Source organism: Ancylobacter crimeensis (assembly GCF_023016805.1).
GTDB lineage: Bacteria > Pseudomonadota > Alphaproteobacteria > Rhizobiales > Xanthobacteraceae > Ancylobacter > Ancylobacter crimeensis.
Genome location: NZ_JALKCH010000001.1, coordinates 146048 through 164938, shown reverse-complemented (window position 1 = coordinate 164938; position 18891 = coordinate 146048). Strand labels below are relative to the sequence as shown.

Annotated in this window: 18 protein-coding genes; 9 read left to right on the top strand and 9 right to left on the bottom strand. The window is 67.2% G+C overall.

Going from position 1 to position 18891, the window contains the following annotated elements; translation table 11 throughout:
• Positions 1-16 precede the first annotated feature (16 nt).
• Both MWN34_RS00735 and MWN34_RS00730 read right to left on the bottom strand, forming a co-directional pair.
• On the bottom strand, positions 17-460 hold the full coding sequence (locus MWN34_RS00735; RefSeq protein ID WP_247025717.1) for a DNA polymerase III subunit chi: 444 nt from the start codon (positions 458-460) through the stop codon (positions 17-19).
• 138 nt (positions 461-598) lie between these two features.
• Positions 599-2092, bottom strand: a complete 1494-nt coding sequence (locus MWN34_RS00730; protein WP_247025716.1) for a leucyl aminopeptidase — start codon at positions 2090-2092, stop codon at positions 599-601.
• Between the two features lie 171 nt (positions 2093-2263).
• Here MWN34_RS00730 and lptF point away from each other — a divergent pair, with 171 nt between their 5' ends.
• The 6 genes from lptF (at position 2264) to rsmA (ending at position 10170) form a co-directional block, all read left to right on the top strand.
• A complete protein-coding gene (lptF, locus tag MWN34_RS00725; protein ID WP_247025715.1) occupies positions 2264-3418 on the top strand; it encodes an LPS export ABC transporter permease LptF in 1155 nt (384 codons plus the stop codon).
• Between the two features lie 36 nt (positions 3419-3454).
• Positions 3455-4540: an LPS export ABC transporter permease LptG gene (gene lptG, locus MWN34_RS00720; protein ID WP_247025714.1), complete on the top strand. Its 1086-nt coding sequence runs from the start codon at positions 3455-3457 to the stop codon at positions 4538-4540.
• The gene (locus MWN34_RS00715) at positions 4537-6978 is read left to right on the top strand and encodes an LPS-assembly protein LptD (protein ID WP_247025713.1); all 2442 of its coding nucleotides are present in this window, start codon (positions 4537-4539) and stop codon (positions 6976-6978) included. Before lptG ends, MWN34_RS00715 begins: the two co-directional genes overlap by 4 nt.
• 187 nt (positions 6979-7165) lie before the next feature.
• Positions 7166-8212 (top strand): SurA N-terminal domain-containing protein, encoded by a 1047-nt coding sequence (locus MWN34_RS00710; RefSeq protein ID WP_247025712.1) that lies wholly within the window; start codon positions 7166-7168, stop codon positions 8210-8212.
• 57 nt (positions 8213-8269) lie between these two features.
• Positions 8270-9292, top strand: coding sequence for a 4-hydroxythreonine-4-phosphate dehydrogenase PdxA (pdxA, locus tag MWN34_RS00705; RefSeq protein WP_425532041.1), 1023 nt, complete (start codon positions 8270-8272; stop codon positions 9290-9292).
• Positions 9289-10170: a 16S rRNA (adenine(1518)-N(6)/adenine(1519)-N(6))-dimethyltransferase RsmA gene (rsmA, locus tag MWN34_RS00700; RefSeq protein WP_247025710.1), complete on the top strand. Its 882-nt coding sequence runs from the start codon at positions 9289-9291 to the stop codon at positions 10168-10170. Before pdxA ends, rsmA begins: the two co-directional genes overlap by 4 nt.
• On the opposite strand, the gene gmk is transcribed toward rsmA, so the two are convergent.
• The 7 genes from gmk to fabD all read right to left on the bottom strand — a co-directional run bounded on the left by gmk (position 10143) and on the right by fabD (position 16604).
• Positions 10143-10805 carry a guanylate kinase gene (gene gmk / locus MWN34_RS00695; protein ID WP_247025709.1) on the bottom strand — a complete coding sequence of 221 codons (663 nt, stop codon included), beginning with the start codon at positions 10803-10805 and terminating at the stop codon, positions 10143-10145. The genes rsmA and gmk overlap by 28 nt on opposite strands.
• A 5-nt stretch (positions 10806-10810) precedes the next feature.
• Entirely contained in the window at positions 10811-11698 is an 888-nt protein-coding gene (locus tag MWN34_RS00690; RefSeq protein WP_247025708.1) for a YicC/YloC family endoribonuclease, read from the bottom strand.
• Positions 11699-11798: 100 nt separating this feature from the next.
• Positions 11799-12911, bottom strand: a complete 1113-nt coding sequence (gene mltG, locus MWN34_RS00685) for an endolytic transglycosylase MltG (protein ID WP_247025707.1) — start codon at positions 12909-12911, stop codon at positions 11799-11801.
• 154 nt (positions 12912-13065) lie between these two features.
• Positions 13066-14328, bottom strand: coding sequence for a beta-ketoacyl-ACP synthase II (fabF, locus tag MWN34_RS00680; protein ID WP_247025706.1), 1263 nt, complete (start codon positions 14326-14328; stop codon positions 13066-13068).
• Positions 14329-14414: 86 nt separating this feature from the next.
• Complete coding sequence (locus MWN34_RS00675) at positions 14415-14651, bottom strand: acyl carrier protein (protein WP_013165911.1); 237 nt, start codon at positions 14649-14651, stop codon at positions 14415-14417.
• 237 nt (positions 14652-14888) lie between these two features.
• The gene (gene fabG, locus MWN34_RS00670; RefSeq protein ID WP_247025705.1) at positions 14889-15626 is read right to left on the bottom strand and encodes a 3-oxoacyl-[acyl-carrier-protein] reductase; all 738 of its coding nucleotides are present in this window, start codon (positions 15624-15626) and stop codon (positions 14889-14891) included.
• 15 nt (positions 15627-15641) lie between these two features.
• The gene (fabD, locus tag MWN34_RS00665) at positions 15642-16604 is read right to left on the bottom strand and encodes an ACP S-malonyltransferase (protein ID WP_247025704.1); all 963 of its coding nucleotides are present in this window, start codon (positions 16602-16604) and stop codon (positions 15642-15644) included.
• 340 nt (positions 16605-16944) lie between these two features.
• Between fabD and rpsF the strand changes: the two genes are divergently transcribed.
• From rpsF to MWN34_RS00650, 3 genes are all read left to right on the top strand, one after another.
• Positions 16945-17445, top strand: a complete 501-nt coding sequence (gene rpsF / locus MWN34_RS00660; RefSeq protein ID WP_247025703.1) for a 30S ribosomal protein S6 — start codon at positions 16945-16947, stop codon at positions 17443-17445.
• A complete protein-coding gene (rpsR, locus tag MWN34_RS00655) occupies positions 17445-17699 on the top strand; it encodes a 30S ribosomal protein S18 (protein WP_247025702.1) in 255 nt (84 codons plus the stop codon). The genes rpsF and rpsR overlap by 1 nt, the downstream gene beginning before the upstream one ends.
• Positions 17700-17932: 233 nt before the next feature.
• Complete coding sequence (locus tag MWN34_RS00650; RefSeq protein WP_247025701.1) at positions 17933-18868, top strand: DUF2232 domain-containing protein; 936 nt, start codon at positions 17933-17935, stop codon at positions 18866-18868.
• Positions 18869-18891 lie beyond the last annotated feature (23 nt).

Below are 18891 nucleotides of genomic sequence, written 5' to 3'. Positions count from 1 at the left end.
CCCGACTCCGGAACGTTTATCTGCGCCCCCAGCGTCCGTCTTCGCCCTGCTGCCAGTAGGAAACGGCGTGCCCGGCGCGCTGGGCCGCCCGCCAGTTCTCCCGGGCCTTGTCCACATGGTCCGGGTCGGCGCCGTCGAAGATGAGCACGACCCGCTCATAGTCCCCGGCACCTTCCAGGGGGGAATCGTCCAGCAGGAATCGCACCTGGGCGCCGTTGGGATTCGCCGCTCCGTCGGTCAGCAGAATCGGCTGGGCGGCCGGATCGGGGTCGCGCGCGGTGCCGTGGGGCAGGAAGGACGCGTCGTCATAGGTCCAGAGAAGCTGGTCCAGCGCATCGATCCGCTCCGGCGCCGCCTGCACCACGCAGCGCCATCCGCGCTCCAGTGCCTTCTCCAGAAGCTGGGGCAGCACCTTCTCCAGCGGCTGGCGCTGCAGATGGTAGAAATAGACCTCGGCCATGCGTAATCCCTCGCCCCGCGCCTTCACCTTTATAGAGGGACATCGGCACGGGCAGAAAAAAGGGCTGCCCGCCGGCCGGGGGCAGCCCTCTCATAAAGAAGAGACGCCCGCTGCCGCGCGGGGCCCCGACCGCGTGCCTCAGGGCTCGTAATGCTCGGCGACGAGGTGGTCGAGCAGCCGCACCCCCCAGCCCGAGGCCCAGCTCCGGTTGAAGTCGGTCGCGGGCGAGGAGATCGCGGTGCCGGCGATGTCGAGATGCACCCACGGCACGTCGCCGACGAAGCGCTTCAGGAACTGCGCGGCGGTGATGGAGCCGCCGAAGCGCCCGCCGGTGTTCTTCATGTCGGCGAAGCGCGAATCGACCAGCTTGTCGTATTCGGGCCCGAGCGGCATGCGCCACACCTTCTCGCCGGTGGCGAGGCCGGCATCCGCCAGCCGGTGGGCCAGCGTGTCGTCATTGGAGAACAGGCCCGCATGCTCCTGGCCGAGCGCCACCATGATCGCGCCGGTGAGGGTGGCGAGGTCGATCATGAAATGCGGCTTGAAGCGCTCCTTGACGTACCAGAGCACGTCGCCGAGCACGAGCCGGCCCTCGGCATCGGTGTTGATGATCTCGATGGTCTGGCCCGACATCGAGGTCACGATGTCGCCCGGACGCTGGGCGTTGCCGTCGGGCATGTTCTCGACGAGGCCGATCACGCCGACCGCGTTCACCTTCGCCTTGCGGCTGGCGAGCGCGTGCATGAGGCCGACCACGCAGGCCGCTCCCCCCATGTCGCCCTTCATGTCCTCCATGCCGCCGGCCTGCTTGATGGAGATGCCGCCGGTGTCGAACACCACGCCCTTGCCGATGAAGGCGACCGGGGCCGCGCTCTCCTCCGCGCCGTCCCAGCGCATCACCACTACGCGGCTTTCCTGCTCGGAGCCCTGGCCGACGCCGAGCAGGGCGCGCATGCCGAGCTTCTTCAGCTCCTTCTCGCCCAGCACCTCGACCGCGACGCCCACCTTGCTCAGTTCGCCCGCGCGCTTGGCGAATTCGGTGGGCGTGAGCACGTTGGCCGGCTCGTTCACCAGGTCGCGCGCCATCACCACGCCCTCGGCGAGGCCCTCGCGCTTCTTCCACGCGCGCTTGGCGGCGGCTTCGTCGGCGACATGGAGCGTGATCTTCGCGCGCGAGGCCTGATCGTCCGGCTTCTGCCGGGTCTTGTAGCGGTTGAAGGCATAGGCCCGCAGGCGCAGGCCGAGCGCGAATTCGGCAGCGGCGGCCGGGGTCACCTCGACGCCCGGCAGGTCGAGCACCACGTTCGCTTCCTTGCTCGCCGCGGGGATGCGGCCCATCACCGCGCCGCCGAGCTTCAGCCAGTCCAGCGCGGAGAGCGCCGCCTCCTTGCCGACGCCGACCACGAGCACGCGTTCGGCCTCCAGCCCCGCCGGCGCCACCAGATCGAGCATGGTGCCGGCCTTGCCTTCGAAACGCTCGCTCGCTGCGGCACGAGCGACCAGATTGCCGGCCGGCGCCAGCAGGGACTGGGTGGCCGCGCCCATCGCGACGTCGTCCGCCGCCAGCACGATGGTGAACCCGGCCGGCTGGGCCGGCATCCGGGCGAAGCTGATCTTTACATGGTCGGACATGAGGCACGCATCCTGTTTGGCCGTCGGCTTGATTTGGGCATGTTTAGCCGAATGATGGCCCACGGGCGAGAGAGGGCGCACGAGGCGCGATTGCACATTGGAAAGCTTCCGCCTATCGAAGCGGTGGGGATGGTGCGCCGCACAGCACGGAAGGCAGCGACGGAAAGCCATATGATCACGCGCCTCGACCGCTACGTCTTCCGCTCCGCAGGCATCGCCTTCGCCGGCACCCTGATCGTGCTCACCGCGATGATCTGGATCACCCAGGCCCTGCGCCAGCTCGACATCATGACCTCGCAGGGCCAGACGATCATCGCCTTCGTCTACATCACGAGCCTCGCGATGCCGGCGCTCATCCTCGCGCTGGCGCCCGCCGCGCTGTTCATGGCGGTGGCGCACACGCTGTTCCGCATGAACGGCGATTCGGAAATCGTGGTCGCCAGCGCCTCGGGCATCTCGACCTGGCGCTTCCTGCGCCCGCTCATCGTGCTGTGCCTCCTCGTGGCGGCGGCGACCGCGGCGCTCTCGCTGGAGCTGGTGCCGGCGTCGATGCGGCAGTTCCGCTACGAGATCGCCCGGGTGCGCGGCGACCTCGTCGCCTTCATCGCCCAGCCGGGGCGCTTCACCACCATCGCGGACGGCATGGTGTTCAATGTCCGCGAGCGCAACGCCAGCGGCGTGCTGGGCGGCATCTTCATCAACGACGCGCGCAACCCGAACGAGGTCTCGACCTATCTCGCGGACCGCGGGCAGATCGTCGACACCAAGGAAGGCACCTTCCTCATCCTGGAGGACGGCCAGATCCATCGCCGCACGCCGGGCAAGGACGACACCAACGTCGTCGAGTTCCAGCGCTACGCCTTCGACCTCTCGCCCTTCACGCTGAACCAGGACCCCAATCTGCGCGCGCCCGAGCGCAGCTTCGCCGAGCTGCTCCACCCGGATCCGAACGATCCCGGCTACCAGAAGGATCCCGGCCGCTTCACCGAGGAGATCCACCGCCGCCTGTCGCTGCCGCTCTATGTGCTGGCGTTCTTCTCCATCGCGGTGGCGGCGCTGGCCGAGCCGCGGACCACGCGCGAGAGCCGCGGCCTCGCGCTCGCGGCGACGCTGCCCTATGTCGTCGTGCTGCAGGTCACCAGCTTCGGCCTCATCAACCAGGTGCGCCACAGCCCGGAGCTGATTCCGCTGGTCTATGCGATTCCGGCGGTGGTGGTGCTCGGCAGCATCGCCATTCTGGCCGGCTACAAGATAAAGATGCCTGCAGCGATGAGCCGGTTCTTCGACCGGCTGGCCCAGCGTGTCGTGCGCGAGACGGTGAACTGATCCGATGGAAGGCTTCGTGGCATCTGGAGACCGGCCGTGATCGGGCGCACCCTCGGACTTTATTTCGGCCGGCTGTTCCTCAATTCGGTCGTCGGAATCTATGTCGGCTGCGCCTTCCTCATCATGCTCGTGGATTTTCTCGAGCTGAGCCGGCGCGTCGGGGACCGCGACGTGGACACCTCGACCCTATTCACGCTGGTGCTCTACCACATCCCCTTCTACACGGAGCAGTTGCTGCCCTTCGCGGTGCTGTTCGCGGGAATCGGCACCTTCCTCACCCTTTCGCGGCGACTCGAACTGGTGGTGGCGCGCGCCTCCGGCATCTCGGCATGGCAGTTCATTGCCCCGGCCTGCCTGATCGCGCTGGTGCTCGGGGTGTTGTCCACAACGATCTACAATCCGATCTCCGCCGAATTCCGGGAGCGCTCCAGCGCGATCGAGGCAGAGATTTTTAACCGCGACACCGGCATGTTCGCCACGTCGAGCGCCGGGTTCTGGATCCGCCAGCAAAGCGCCGACGGGCAGTCGATCATACAGGCGGCCGCCAAGCAGGATGGCGGGCGGCAGCTCTCGGGAGTCACGGTCTTCGTGTTCGGCAAGAACGGAAAGCTCACGGAACGCGCCGAGGCGCGCACGGCCCAGTTGGTGGCCGGCGCGTGGGAGCTGCGCGATGTCCGCGTGCTGACCATCGGTGTCGGCATGGGCCATTACGACACCTATCTGGTCGCCACGAATCTTACGCCCGAGCAGGTCCAGGAAACGCTGCAGAGCGACACCGTCTCCTTCTGGGATCTGCCCGCGGCGATCGAGACGGCCGAGCGCGTCGGCTTCGGTGCCGAGCGATATCGCCTGCAATATCAAAGCCTTCTCGCCCGCCCTCTCCTCCTTCTCGCCATGGTTCTGATCGCCGCGTCGGTCAGTCTTCGGGTGTTCCGCTTCGGCGGCATCGGCGAGGCGATTCTCGGTGGCGTGGCCGCCGGCTTTCTGCTTTATGTATCGACCAAGCTTGCCGAGGATCTCGGCGAGGCCGGGGTCGTTCACCCCGTGGTTGCAGCGTGGTTTCCAGCAGTCGTTGGGGCATTGATGGGCATTCTCATTTTGCTCCACCGGGAGGACGGATGAAGGTCGGCAGCGTCTCGGCCGGCCAACCAAGGCACCTCTCCCGGCAGCGTATCGCCGGGCGCGCCAGCCTTGTCTGTTGGCTGTTCTCGATCGTCGGACTGGCGACGCTGGGTGCTGTGCTCCCGGCCGTGCCGGCCCTTGCCCAGAAGGGCAGCGGTGCCACAACCGAATTGCTGCAAAAGCGGCAGGTCGATCCCAATGCGAAGATGATGCTGTCGGCGGACCAGCTCGTCTACGACTACCGCAACGACCAGGTGCAGGCCCTCGGCAACGTCCAGATCTATTATGACGGCGCCGTCGTGGAGGCGAAGAAGATCGTCTATGAGCGCGGCACCAAGCGGCTGCGCGCGGAAGGCGATGTCCGCCTCACCGACAAGGACGGCAAGGTCATCACCGCCGACAATCTGGATCTGAGCCAGGATTTCGCCGACGGCTTCGTGAACTCGCTGCGGGTCGACACGCCCGACAACATGCATTTCGTGGCGACCCAGGCCCAGCGCTCGGGCGGCGACACCACCAGCTTCACGCAGGGCTCCTACACGCCCTGCACGCCCTGCAAGACCGACGTCACCAAGCCGCCGCTGTGGCAGATCAAGGCCGCCCGGATCATCCACAAGGAGAAGGAGCAGACGATCTATTTCGAGAATGCCAGCTTCGAATTCCTCGGCATTCCGATCGCCTGGTTCCCCTATTTCGAGGCGCCCGATCCGTCGGTCAAGCGCAAGTCCGGCTTCCTGATCCCGAAGTTCCTGAGCTCCAGCAAGCTCGGCGTCGGGATGACCGTGCCCTATTTCTGGAACATCGCGCCCAATATGGACGTGACGTTCTCGCCCCTGCTCACCTCGAAGCAGGGTGTGCTGATGGACGCCGAATTCCGCCACCGGCTGGAAACCGGCACCTATTCGATCCGCGCTGCCGGCATCGACCAGCTCGATCCGAGCGCCTTCGGCTCCGATCCCGGCAATCGAGACACCCGCGGACTGGTGGAAACCCACGGCAAGTTCAACCTGAACGAGCAGTGGTACTGGGGCTGGGACGGCTACCTCCTGTCGGACCGGACGTTCCTCAGCGATTATTCGCTGGAGAATGTCGGTTCGCGCGTCGCCACCTCCCAGATCTTCCTGGTCGGCCAGGGCGACCGCTCCTATTTCGACGCCCGCGTCCAGCAGTTCTACGGCCTCACCGTCTATGACGTGCAGGACCAGCAGGCGATCGCCGCCCCGGTCATCGACTACAGCAAGGTGCTGTCGCAGTCGGTGTTCGGCGGGCAGTTCAGCTATAATTTCAATTTCACCAATATCAGCCGGTCCGACATCGACGCCCGCGCGACTTCCGCGGCCTACGAGATCGTCGACAACAGCCGCGGCGCCTCGAACGAGTGCAATCTGACGCTGGCGACCACGCCCTCGGCGGACTGCCTGCTGCGTGGCATGGCCGGCACCTATAGCCGCCTGTCCGGCCAGGCCGACTGGCGCCGCACCATGACCGATCCACTCGGCCAGATGTGGACCCCCTTCGCCAATGTGCGGGTCGACGTCGCCTCCATCGATTCGGATGCCGACAACGCCCCCTGGCTCGCCGCCGGTGACAGCGACCTGATCCGCGCCATGCCGGCGGTCGGCCTCGAATACCGTTATCCCTTCATCTCGGTGGAGAGCTGGGGCACCCAGACCATCCAGCCGATCGCGCAGGTGGTGGTGCGGCCGGACGAGACCGAGATCGGCCGCTTCCCGAACGAGGACGCCCAGAGCCTCGTCTTCGACGACACCAACCTGTTCTCGCTCAGCAAATATTCCGGCTATGACCGGGTCGAGGGCGGCACCCGCGCCAATGTCGGCGTTCAGTACACCGCCAACATGAACAGCGGCGGACGTGTCGATGCGCTGTTCGGCCAGTCCTACCAGCTCGCCGGCAAGAACTCCTACGCCTATTACGACATGGCCAATACCGGCGCCGATTCGGGGCTGCAGGACGACGTGTCCGACTATGTGGCGCGCCTCGTGGTGGCCCCGGTCAGTAACTTCTCCTTCACCACGCGCTACCGCTTCGACCATGACACGATGGATCTGAAGCGCTTCGAGGTGCAGGGCGACACCACCATCGACAAGCTCCATCTGAGCGCGCTCTACGGCCAGTACGATCCCCAGCCGCTGCTCGGCTACTACCAGCTGCGCGAAGGCGTGGTCGGCGCCGCGGACTACAAGATCAACGACCGGTGGAGCCTCTCGACCAGCCTGCGCTACGATCTGGCGCTCGATCAGGTCGATGCCGCGACGCTCGGGGTGAAATATATGAACGACTGTATCGGCGTGGCCCTGACCTACATTTCCAGCTACACCGAGGGCACCAATCGCGAGCGCGACAACAAGGTGCTGATGACCATCACCCTGCGCACCCTCGGCGAAGCCGGCTTCTCCACCGGGCTCGGCTCGAACTGAGGCCATGAATCGAGGGCGCACAACGCCTCGCGTCGCATTGACGCCACAAGCGTTGCACAGAAGACAGGGCCCGGGAATGTCCGGGCCGCGAACGGCCACCGGGTGAGACAACCGAGCCACGGCAGGTTCGCGAACGGATCGCAGGGCGGATACGGCTCCCCCGCGCCAGATCGAGGTGGATGGGATCATGATGGGTACAGGCAATCGGGGCGTCGCCCGTGAACCGGCATCGAGCGGTATCGGTGCGGTCGGCGGTGCCGGGCGCGGTCGCCGGTCCCTCTTCGCCGCCGCTGGCCGCCTGCTGCGCGCAACGCCCCTCGCCCTCGCCCTCGGCACCGCCGCAACCAGCGCTGGTCTGCTGGTCGGCCCTCTCGCCGGCCCCGTCGCGGCCCAGCAGATCCTCGTCATGGTGCAGGGCCAGCCCATCACCAGCTTCGATGTCGCCCAGCGCATTCGCATCGCCCAGCTCACCGAGCGCAAGTCGCTCGGTCAGAAGCAGGCGCTGGAGGACCTGATCAACGACCGGCTGAAGGTCTTCACCGCCAACCGTTTCGGCATCACCGCCGACGATGCCGAGGTCAACAAGATGTTTGCCAACATGGCGAACCGCTCCGGCCGCACCCCGGACGAGCTGACCAAGGCACTTGCGGGCTCCGGCATCGACGCGCGCATCCTCAAGGACCAGATGCGGGCCGACTTCGTCTGGAACTCCTATGTCCGCGGCCGCTTCTCCTCCGTCGCCACGGTGCGTGACGCCGATGTGTTCGCCGCCATGAAGGACACCGACCGCAGCCAGGCCCAGCGCACGACGGAGTTCACGCTGCGGCAGATCGTGCTGGTGGTTCCGCGCGCTGCCCCCCCTGCCGCCCGCGCCCAGCGCCTCGCGGAAGCCAATGCGCTGCGTCAGCGCTTCAGCAATTGCGACGCGGGCATCGCCGCCGCGCAGGCGATGCGCGAGGTCGTTGTCCGCGATCCGGTGGTGCGCACCAGCGGCGACGTCTCCGCTCCGCTGCGCAAGGTATTGGCCGACACGCCCGTCGGCGGCACCACCCAGCCGGAGGTTTCGCAGGCCGGCATCGAGTTCGTCGCCGTCTGCGGCAAGCGCGAGGTGATCGGCGACAGCGTGCAGAAGAAGGAGGTGCAGCAGGACCTCCAGAGCAAGCAGTTCGACGCGCTCTCCGACCGGCTCATGAAGGACGCCCGCAAGGCCGCGCTGATCGAGTACAAGCGCTGACCGGCCTGCCGCGGCGTTTCGGCCTCATCATCCACCTCACTGCACTGACTGCACGGTCTGACAGCCTCCATGCCGGCCCTCGCTCTCACCCTCGGCGACCCCGCCGGCATCGGCCCCGACATCACCCTCGCCGCCTGGCAGCGCCGCGAGGCGGACTGTCTGCCGGCCTTCTTCGTGAGCGGCGATGCCGGAACGCTGAGCCGCCGCGCCGCAAGGCTTGGCCTCGACATCCCGGTCCGCATCTGCGCGCCCGAAGAGGCGGCGGGCCTCTTCCCCAAGGCCCTGCCCGTGGTCGCGACCGGCATCGAGGCGACGGCCGGCCCCGGACGCCCCGACGCCAGCAGCGGGCCTGCGGCGCGGGTCGCGATCGAGCATGCGGTCAGCCTCGTCCAGGCGGGCCGGGCGAGTGCGGTCGTTACGAATCCGATCGCAAAATCAGTCATGTACGAGGCGGGCTTCAGCTTTCCCGGCCACACCGAATACCTCGCCCATCTCTGCGGCGAGCCGGCGCCGATGCCGGTGATGATGTTGTGGTCGCCGCTGCTGGCGGTGGTGCCTGCCACCATCCATATACCGCTCGCCGAAGTGCCGCGACGCCTGACGTCGGAGCTTCTCGTGGCGACAACCCGCATCACCGCCCGTGACCTGAAAGAGCGCTTCGGCATCCCCGCGCCGCGCATCGTGCTGTGCGGCGTCAATCCTCATGCGGGAGAGAACGGCACCATCGGCCGGGAGGACGAGGAGATCGTCCGCCCTGCCGTCGCCATGCTGCGGGCCGAAGGCATCGACGCACGCGGGCCGGCGCCGGCCGACACGCTGTTCCATCCCGCCGCGCGACAGGGCTATGATGTTGTGATCGGCGCCTATCACGATCAGGTGCTGGCTCCCATCAAGGCACTCGCCTTCGACAGCGCCGTCAACGTGACATTGGGATTGCCCTTCGTGCGCACTTCGCCGGACCATGGAACTGCGTTCGATCTCGCCGGCACCGGCCGTGCCAGCCCGTCCAGCCTCATCGAAGCGCTGCGCCTCGCCCGCCGGCTTGCCGTGACCGATGCTGCGCGGAGGAACGCCGCGTGAGCGCCATCGACGACCTGCCGCCACTCCGCGATGTCATTCGCGAACATGGGCTCTCTGCGCTGAAGTCGCTCGGCCAGAACTTCCTGCTCGACCTCAACCTCACCTCTCGCGTCGCCCGCAGCGCGGGCGATCTCGGCGGCGTCACGGTGATCGAGGTCGGTCCGGGACCCGGCGGATTGACGCGGGCGATTCTGGCTCTGGGCGCCCGCAAGGTCATTGCGATCGAACGCGATTCGCGCTGCATCGCCGCGCTCGACGACATTGCCGCGCATTATCCCGGCCGGCTCGACATCGTCGAAGCCGATGCGCTGCAGGTGGACATGGCGGCGCTTGCCGAGGGGCCGACCCGCATCATCGCGAACCTGCCCTACAATATCGGCACCCAGCTTCTCATCGGCTGGCTCTCGGCCGAGCCATGGCCGCCCTTCTATGAGAGCCTGACGCTGATGTTCCAGCGCGAGGTGGCCGAGCGTATCGTCGCCGATCCCTCCTCGGATCATTACGGCCGGCTCGGCGTGCTCACGGGCTGGAGGGCCCGCGCGCGCATCGCCTTCGATGTGGCGCCGTCCGCCTTCGTGCCGCCGCCGAAAGTCACCTCGTCGGTGGTTCACATCGTGCCGCGGCCCGATCCCCTGCCCTGCGCCCGGCGCGTGCTGGAGCGCGTCACCGAAGCCGCCTTCGGACAGCGCCGCAAGATGCTGCGCCAGGGCCTGAAGAGCCTCGGCGTCGATGCGGGAGTGCTGCTGGAGGCCGCCGGCATCGTGCCGACGGCGCGGGCGGAGGAAATTCCGGTCGAGGGATTCGTGAACCTCGCCAACACCTTGTCGGCGATGGAAGCGGCACGCCGGACTCAGGCCGTCAGCGTTTCCAGTTCCTGATCCAGCCGCTCGATGATCGGTGTCAGGCCGATCATGCGTTCGCGGCGCAACCGCTCCGCCAGCAGCACCGCCTCCAGGCTTCGGAAGGTCGTGTCGAGGTCCTGATTGACCAGCACATAGTCATAGTGCTGCCAGTGCGCGATTTCCGTGCGGGCGTTTTTCAGCCGCTTCTCGATGACACCCGACGCATCCTCGGCACGCCGTTCCAGCCGGGTTTTCAGCTCGGTCGCAGACGGCGGAAGGATGAAGACGCCGACGATGTCGGTGCGCATCTTTTCATAGAGCTGCAGCGTGCCCTGATAATCGATGTCGAACAGCACATCCTTGCCGTCCGACAATGCCGCCTCCACCGGCTCGCGCGGCGTTCCGTAGAAATTGCCGTGGACCTCGGCCGATTCGAGCAGGTCGCCGGTCTCGCGCAGCCGGTCGAAGCGCTCGCGCTTGATGAAATGATAGTGGATGCCCTCCACCTCGCTGGGGCGCCGCTCGCGGGTGGTGACGGAGACCGAAAGATGAATCTCGGGATGCTTGTCGAGGAGCAGACGCGCCAGCGTCGACTTGCCCGCGCCCGATGGCGAGGACAGCACCAGCATCAGGCCGCGGCGTGCGATCGGAAAAGAGGTGGCGACGGTCATGGGCCTCACTCGATATTCTGAACCTGCTCGCGAAACTGCTCCACCACGCTTTTCAGCTCCAGCCCGATCGCGGTCAGCGACACGTCATTGGCCTTCGAGCACAAGGTGTTGGTTTCGCGGTTGAATTCCTGGGCGAGAAAATCGAGCCGACGCCCGACCGCACCACCCTCCACGATCATGGCGCGGGCGGCGGCGACGTGGGTCACCAGCCGGTCAAGCTCCTCGCGGATGTCGACCCTGCTTGCGATCAGCAGCGCCTCCTGGTGCAACCGGTCGGAATCGAAGGAGGCGCCCACATCCATCAGGGTGCGGATCTGTTCGGCAAGCCTGGCGCGGATCGCTTCGGGCTGGCGCACCGGCGAGGCCTCGGCAGCAGCGGTGAGACGGGCGATGCCGTCCAGCCGCTCGGCCAGCACCAAGGCCAGCGCCGCCCCCTCCTGCCTTCGCATGGCGGCGAGATCGGCGACCGCCTGATCGAAGCCGGCGAGCACGGCCTGCTCCAGCCGGCGGCGATCCTCTTCGGTGTCCTCGGCCTCGGTGATGTCAATGACGCCCTTCATGGCGAGCAGCGAATCCATCGAGGCGGGCTCGATGTCGAGGTCGACGGAAACCCGGCTGACCGTTTCCACCAACGCCCGCAGCAGCGCCTCGTTCACTCGCACCTGCACGGAGGCGCCGGCGCGGCTGAGGGTGAGATTCGCGCTGACATTGCCACGGGAGAGCTGGCGGGCAGCCGATTGCCGCACCGCAGGCTCTATGGCGTCCCAGCCGACCGGGGTGCGCAACCGCAGGTCCAGCGACTTGCCATTGACCGATTTCAGCTCCCACGCCCAGCCCCAAGCGCCGGACGTGCCGTGCGTCCGGGCGAAGCCGGTCATGCTGGTCAAGGCCATCGCAGATCCCCCAAAGCTGTTCAGCACATGCCGTTCAGCGGCGGCGGACCATAGCGGCGCAGGCGGCGCGCCTCAAGCAGGCCGATACCGGCAGGCCCCGTCACTGGCTGGGCGAGACCGTGGAAGGGGTAGCTCCGGTGGTGCCCGCGGCACCGGCGGGCGTCGTGGCGGAATCTTGTTTCTGCTTCTGCTCGAGCTGTCGCCATTTCGCGACGTTCTTGTTGTGCTCATTCAACGATTCGGCAAAGACGTGGCCGCCGCTGCCATCGGCGACGAAATAAACCGCCTTGATCGGCGCCGGATTGGCGACCGCCTCAAGCGAGGCCTTGCCGGGATTGCCGATCGGACCGGGCGGCAATCCGTCGATCGCATAAGTGTTGAAGGGCGTCGGCGCCAGGATGTCGGCCTTGGTGATGGGCCGGTCGAGCTTACCCTTGCCTCGCACGATGCCGTAGATGATCGTCGGATCGGATTGCAGCCGCATCTTCTTGGTGAGCCGGTTCACGAAAACTGCCGCGACCTGCGGGCGCTCGGAAGCGATGCCGGTTTCCTTCTCGACGATGGAGGCGAGGACGACGAGTTCGTCCGGGCTCTTCAGCGGCAGATTGGGCGAGCGGGCATCCCAGATTTCCTTGAGCGCGCGCTGCTGCTCGCGCGCCATGCGCTTGAGCAATTCCTCACGGGTGGTGCCACGGGTGACCTTGTAGGTCTCCGGCAGAAGCGAACCCTCGCGCGGCGGCTGGCGCACCGTGCCGGTGAGCACGGGCGATTCGTTCAGTCGCTCGACGATCTGGTCGGAGGTCAGGCCCTCGGGAATAGTGACATCATATTCCACCACCTTCCCCGACACGATGGTGTCCAGCACCTGCTGCGGCGTCGCGGCCTTGGCGAAGGCATATTCGCCAGCCTTGAGCTTGCCGGTCGCCCGCTCACCGAAGGCGCCCGCGACGAAGATGTAGCGGTCAGAGATGACGCCCTTCTGCTCAAGCAGCTCGGCGATATCCATGACGCCGCTCTGGTTCGGAATGACGACGTTGGTGTCGGCCGGAAGCGGGCCCGGCGAATCGAAGCTGGATTTCACCACCCAGAACGCACCGCCTCCCACCACGATCGCCACCAGCAGCAGCGTGAAGATCGCGTTGCCGACGATGATCAGCGGATGGTGCGCCCGGCGGGACGGGCGGGTCTGCTTGGTCGCGACATCGTCTTCCATACGGCCCTCGCGGTGCGGGTGCCGGCAAGGCGGCAGCAGCAGACTAACCCGGCGCGATGCTAACCGGGAATATGGCGAAAGCGGGAAAGCTCCCCTACCGGCATTCGGCAGCGGCAGCCCTCCCCGCCGGGGCGGCCCGAAGATACCGGCGAGGTCAGTTCGTGTAGCGGCGGAAGACCAGCGAGGCGTTGGTGCCGCCGAAGCCGAAGGAGTTCGACAGCGCCACGTCGATCTTGCGCTCGCGCGGCGTGTGCGGCACCAGGTCGATCGGCGTTTCCATCGCCGGATTGTCGAGATTGATGGTCGCCGGCGCGATCTGGTCGCGAATCGCGAGCAGCGAGAAGATCGCCTCGACCGCGCCGGCCGCACCGAGCAGATGGCCGATGGACGACTTGGTCGAGGACATCGACACCGTCGCCGCCGCATTGCCGACCAGCCGCTGCACCGCGCCGAGCTCGATCTCGTCGGCCATGGTCGAAGTGCCATGGGCGTTGATGTAGTCGATATCCGCCGGGGTCAGGCCGGCGCGCTTCAGCGCCGCGCTCATGCAGCGGAACGCGCCGTCGCCATCCTCCGAAGGAGCGGTGATGTGATAGGCATCGCCCGACATGCCGTAGCCGATGATCTCACCATAGATCTTTGCGCCGCGCGCCAATGCGTGCTCCAGTTCCTCGACCACCACCACGCCGGCACCCTCGCCCATGACGAAGCCGTCACGGTCCTTGTCATAAGGGCGCGAGGCCTTCTCGGGCGTGTCGTTGTAGCTCGTGGAGAGCGCGCGGCAGGCGGCGAAACCGGCAATGGCGAGCCGGTTGATCGGCGATTCGGCGCCGCCGGCGACCATCACGTCCGCATCGCCGAAAGCGACCAGGCGCGCCGCGTCGCCGATGGCATGGGCGCCGGTGGAACAGGCCGTCACCACCGCATGGTTCGGCCCCTTGAGGCCGTGGGCGATGGAGACGTAACCGCCCGCCAGATTGATCAGGCGGCCGGGAATGAAGAAGGGCGAGATGCGGCGGGGACCGCGCTCCTGCAGCAGCAGGGTCGCCTCGGAAATGCCGGTGAGGCCGCCGATGCCGGAGCCGATCAGCACGCCGGAGGCGATCTGGTCCTCATAGGTCGAGGGGTGCCAGTCCGCATCGTCGAGCGCCTGCTGGGCAGCGGCCATGGAATAGACGATGAACTCGTCGACCTTGCGCTGCTCCTTGGGCTCCATCCATTGGTCGGGATTATAGGTCCCGTCCGAACCGTCACCGCGCGGAATCATGCAGGCGATCTTGGCCGCGAGGTCGGAGACCTCGAAATGCTCGATGCGGCGCGCGCCGCTCTGGCCCGCAAGGAGCCGCTGCCAGGTCATTTCGACGCCGCAAGCAAGCGGCGACACCATGCCGAGGCCGGTGACGACGACGCGCCTCATCCGCACTCTCCGGATTTCACTTCAGCAGGAACGGCCGCGACCACGCATGGGATTGCCCACAGCCGGCCGCGGCGCGATCAGGCGGCTCAGGCCGCGTTCTTCTCAAGGAACTTGATGGCGTCGCCGACCGTCAGGATGGTCTCGGCGGCGTCGTCGGGGATCTCGCAGTTGAAGGCTTCCTCGAAAGCCATGACCAGCTCGACGGTGTCGAGGCTGTCCGCGCCGAGATCGTCGATGAAGCTGGCATTCTCGGTGACCTTCTCGGGCTCGACGCCCAGGTGCTCGGCCACAATCTTCTTCACGCGCTCGGCAATGTCGCTCATCGGTCCACCCTCGTCCGTATCCGGAGGTTTGCTTCAGTTGATTTCTAAGAATGCCACACCGTTCCGAACGGTTCGGTGGGCGGCCCGTTTCCTGCCCCGATTACAGGATTTTTCGGTCGTGCGGAACACCCGTCAAGGTGCCCCTCCCGTCAGCCGAGGCGGTCGTTAGCACACTTCATCCAGCAAGGCCAGCACTCCCGGAAAACGCTCGAAAGCGCCGGAAATGCTGGACTTTGCTCAGATCATCGCCATCCCGCCATTCACGTGCAGCGTCTGGCCCGTGACATAGGCGGCCTCGTTCGAGGCGAGATAGACGGCAGCGGCCGCAATATCCTCCGGCGTGCCGAGCCGATTGGCGGGCACGGCGCCGAGGATGGCGTCCTTCTGCTTGTCGTTCAGCACGTCGGTCATCGGGGTCGCGATGAAACCGGGCGCGATGCAGTTCACGGTCACGCCGCGGGCAGCGACCTCCTTCGCCAGCGACTTGGACATGCCGATCATGCCGGCCTTGGCGGCGGCATAGTTGCCCTGCCCGGCATTGCCGGTGACGCCCACCACGGAGGTGATGCCGATGATACGCCCGGTGCGGCGGCGCATCATGGACTTGGCGGCGGCGCGGCTCAGCCGGAAGGCCGAGGTCAGGTTCACCGCGATCACCGTGTCCCAGTCCTCGTCGCGCAGGCGGATGAACAGGTTGTCGCGGGTGATGCCGGCATTGTTCACGAGGATGTCGAGGGCGCCGAACGCCTCCTCGGCCTGCGGAACGAGCTGCTCCACCTCTTCCGCCGAAGCGAGGTTGGCGGGTAGCACATGGACGCGCTCTCCGAGTTCGCCGGCCAGCGTCTCGAGCACCTCGCGACGGGTGCCCGACAGGGCGACAGTCGCGCCCTGCGCATGCAGCGCACGGGCGATGGCGCCGCCGAGGCCGCCCGTGGCGCCGGTGACGAGCGCGGTCTTGCCGCTCAGGTCGAACATGGGTGTTTCCTTTTCTCAGCTCGATGCGCGCGCGGCGGAGGTGGAGGCGGCGTAGGCCGCGACGTCTTCCGGCGACGAAACGTTGGAGGCGGCGACCTCGCGCGCGATGCGCTTGACGAGCCCGGCGAGCACCTTGCCGCTGCCGACCTCGACGAGCCGGGTCACGCCCGCACCCGCCATGAAGGCGACCGATTCCCGCCAGCGCACGGTACCGGTCACCTGCTTCACCAGCAGCGCGCGAATCGCGTCGGGATCGCTGACCGGCGCCGCCGTGACATTGGCGACGACCGGCACCACCGGAGCAGAGACGGTGACCGCGGCCAGCGCCTCCTGCATCGCATCCGCCGCGGAGGCGATCATGCGGCAATGGAAGGGCGCGGAGACCGGCAGCAGGATCGCGCGTGAGGCCCCTTCGCGCTTGGCGATTTCGACGGCGCGGGCGATCGCCTGCGTGCCGCCGGACACCACGACCTGGCCGGGCGCGTTGTCATTGGCGATGTCGCAGACCTCGTCGCCGGCCGCTTCCTGCGCCACGTCGACCACCTTGTCGTAGTCGAGGCCGAGAATCGCCGCCATCGCACCGGCGCCGACCGGCACCGCGCTCTGCATCGCCTCGCCGCGCAGGCGCAGCAGGCCGGCGGCGTCGGAGATGGCGAAGCTGCGCGCGGCGGCAAGTGCGGAATATTCCCCGAGCGAATGGCCCGCCACGAAGGCCGCGTCGCGGGACAGATCAAGCCCGGCCTCAGCCTCCAGCACGCGGATCGCCGCAAGCGAGGTTGCCATCAGCGCAGGCTGGGCGTTGGCGGTGAGGGTCAGGGCCTCGATCGGCCCGTCCCACATGATGTCGGAGAGCTTCTCGCCGAGCGCGGCGTCCACCTCGTCGAACACCGAACGCGCGGCGGGAAAGGCTTCGGCGAGGGCCTTGCCCATGCCGACGGCCTGGCTACCCTGCCCGGGAAATACAAAGGCGGTGCTCATGAGCGGCGGCCCCCAGCGACGTTAAAACGGTGCGGGGAGGAACACGCCCCGGCCCGCCCTGTCAAGCGCCGGCAGCCGGATGAGCCGCGCCGCGCCTTGCATTTGCCGGTCTTTCCAGTATAAGCCCGCGCATCGTTGGTCCCGGCCGGGGGCTGAACGGACGGTCGTGCGCGCCCTTTCACCAGGACGTCCGCGCGGCAGGCACATCCCGCAGGATGACGCCGCTGTCCCGTGTTCCCGCCTTCGAGACTGTTTTTCGAGCCTTTCCGCAAGGCTCGAAGGGCTCGCCGCCGGGAGAACGATCCGCAATGGTGCGGTTCAACAGGAAAGGCACGAAGACATGGCTCTCTACGAGCACGTGTTCCTCGCGCGCCAGGACGTAACGGCGCAGCAGGTCGAGGACATGACCGCCCGCTTCAAGGGCGTGATCGAGGCGAATGGTGGCACGGTTGGCAAGACCGAGTACTGGGGCGTGAAGACCCTCACCTATCGCATCCGCAAGAATCGCAAGGCGCACTTTTCGCTGCTCAACATCGACGCCCCGGCCGCTGCCGTCGCCGAGATGGAGCGCCAGATGCGCATCGACGAAGACGTCCTGCGCTTCATGACCATCCGGGTCGAGGCGCTGGAAGAAGGCCAGTCGGTGATGCTGCAGAAGCGCGACCGCGATGACCGCGGCGATCGCGGCTTCGGCGATCGTGGTTTCGGCGGTGACCGCGGCTTCGGCGGCGGTCGTGGCGGCTTCGGCGGGGATCGTGGCGACCGCGGCGGCGACCGTGGCGATCGCGGCCCGCGTCGTGACCGCGAAGAAACCACCAGCTCCAACGTGGAGGCCGAGTGATGGCTCTGGGTACCAGCTCCTCCGGCGGCGCCCGCCGTCCGTTCTTCCGTCGTCGCAAGACCTGCCCGTTCTCCGGCGCCAACGCCCCGAAGATCGACTACAAGGACGTGCGGCTGCTGCAGCGCTACATTTCCGAGCGCGGCAAGATCGTTCCTTCGCGCATCACCGCCGTCTCGGCGAAGAAGCAGCGTGAGCTCGCCCAGGCGATCAAGCGCGCCCGCTTCCTCGGCCTGCTGCCCTTCGTGATCCGCTGAGTCCTGCGGTGCATGGCATTCGGCAACGCGTCCGACAGGACTCCCGCCGGGCCCTGCCCTGCTGAACTTTCGCCCATCCCCGCTTCGCCGGGGATGGGGCCTCGCCCCGGGCTCCGGCCCGGCGGCTGACGTTTACGACCGGCCTCGCGGGATGGTCCCCGGGGTCTTTGTTGGGGCGGCGGTCCATAGGACCTGACCGGCCTCTAACCGCTCGGATGCGGGACAGCTCGTCGATGGGACCCTTTCTGATCGCGCTTTGCGCCGGTGCGGCGTCCGCACTGCTCGTGGCAAGCACCGCCACCGGCAGCGCGCTGGCCGTTCCGCTGTTCTATCTGGCGCCCCTTCCCATCCTCATCGCCGGCATCGGCTGGTCGCAGCTTGCCGCCCTTGTCGCGGCGGGCTTTGCGGCGCTTGCTGCCGGCCTGCTGTTCGGCACCGAGCTGCTCGTCGCCTATGTGGCGGGCGTCGGCCTGCCGGCCTATGTTCTCGCCTATCTCACGCTGATGGCCCGCGGCAACGAGCGCGGCGAGCTTGAGTGGTTTCCGACCGGCCGGCTCGTGCTGGCGGCGGCTCTGCTCGGCACGCTGGCGGTGGCCGCCCTCATCCCTCTGGTGGCCGGCGACATCGCCTCCTATCGCGCGGCGTTGCGCGAGCTGTTCGAGGCCATGCTTCAGGATCGCGCCGGCGAGGTGCCGCAGGATGCGGGCCGCTTCGCCGATCTGATGGTGGTCATCATGCCGCCGGCCGCGGCGATGCTCACCATGCTGACGCAGCTCGGCAATCTCTGGCTCGCCGGCCGCATCGCCAAGGCGTCGGACCGGCTGGTGCGGCCGTGGCCGGATCTTTCCGCGATGCGCCTGCCGCGCGGCACCGCGGTCCTGCTGCTCGTCGCCTTCGCGCTCTCGCTGCTGCTGGACGGCTTCCTCGGTCTCATCGGCACGCTGTTGAGCGCGACGCTGGTGATTGCGCTGGGGCTGCTGGGCTTCTCCGTGCTGCACGGGCTGACCCGCGATGCGGGCGGGCGCCGGCTGATCCTCGGCACGCTGTGGATCTCCACTTTCGTGCTGGGCTGGCCCTTCCTGCTGCTGGCGGGGCTGGGGCTGGCCGATCTCTTTTTCGACTTCAGGAGCCGCAAGGGCACGAATCCCTCCGCGGCCAATGACGACTGAACCTCATTCCATTCGAACGACAG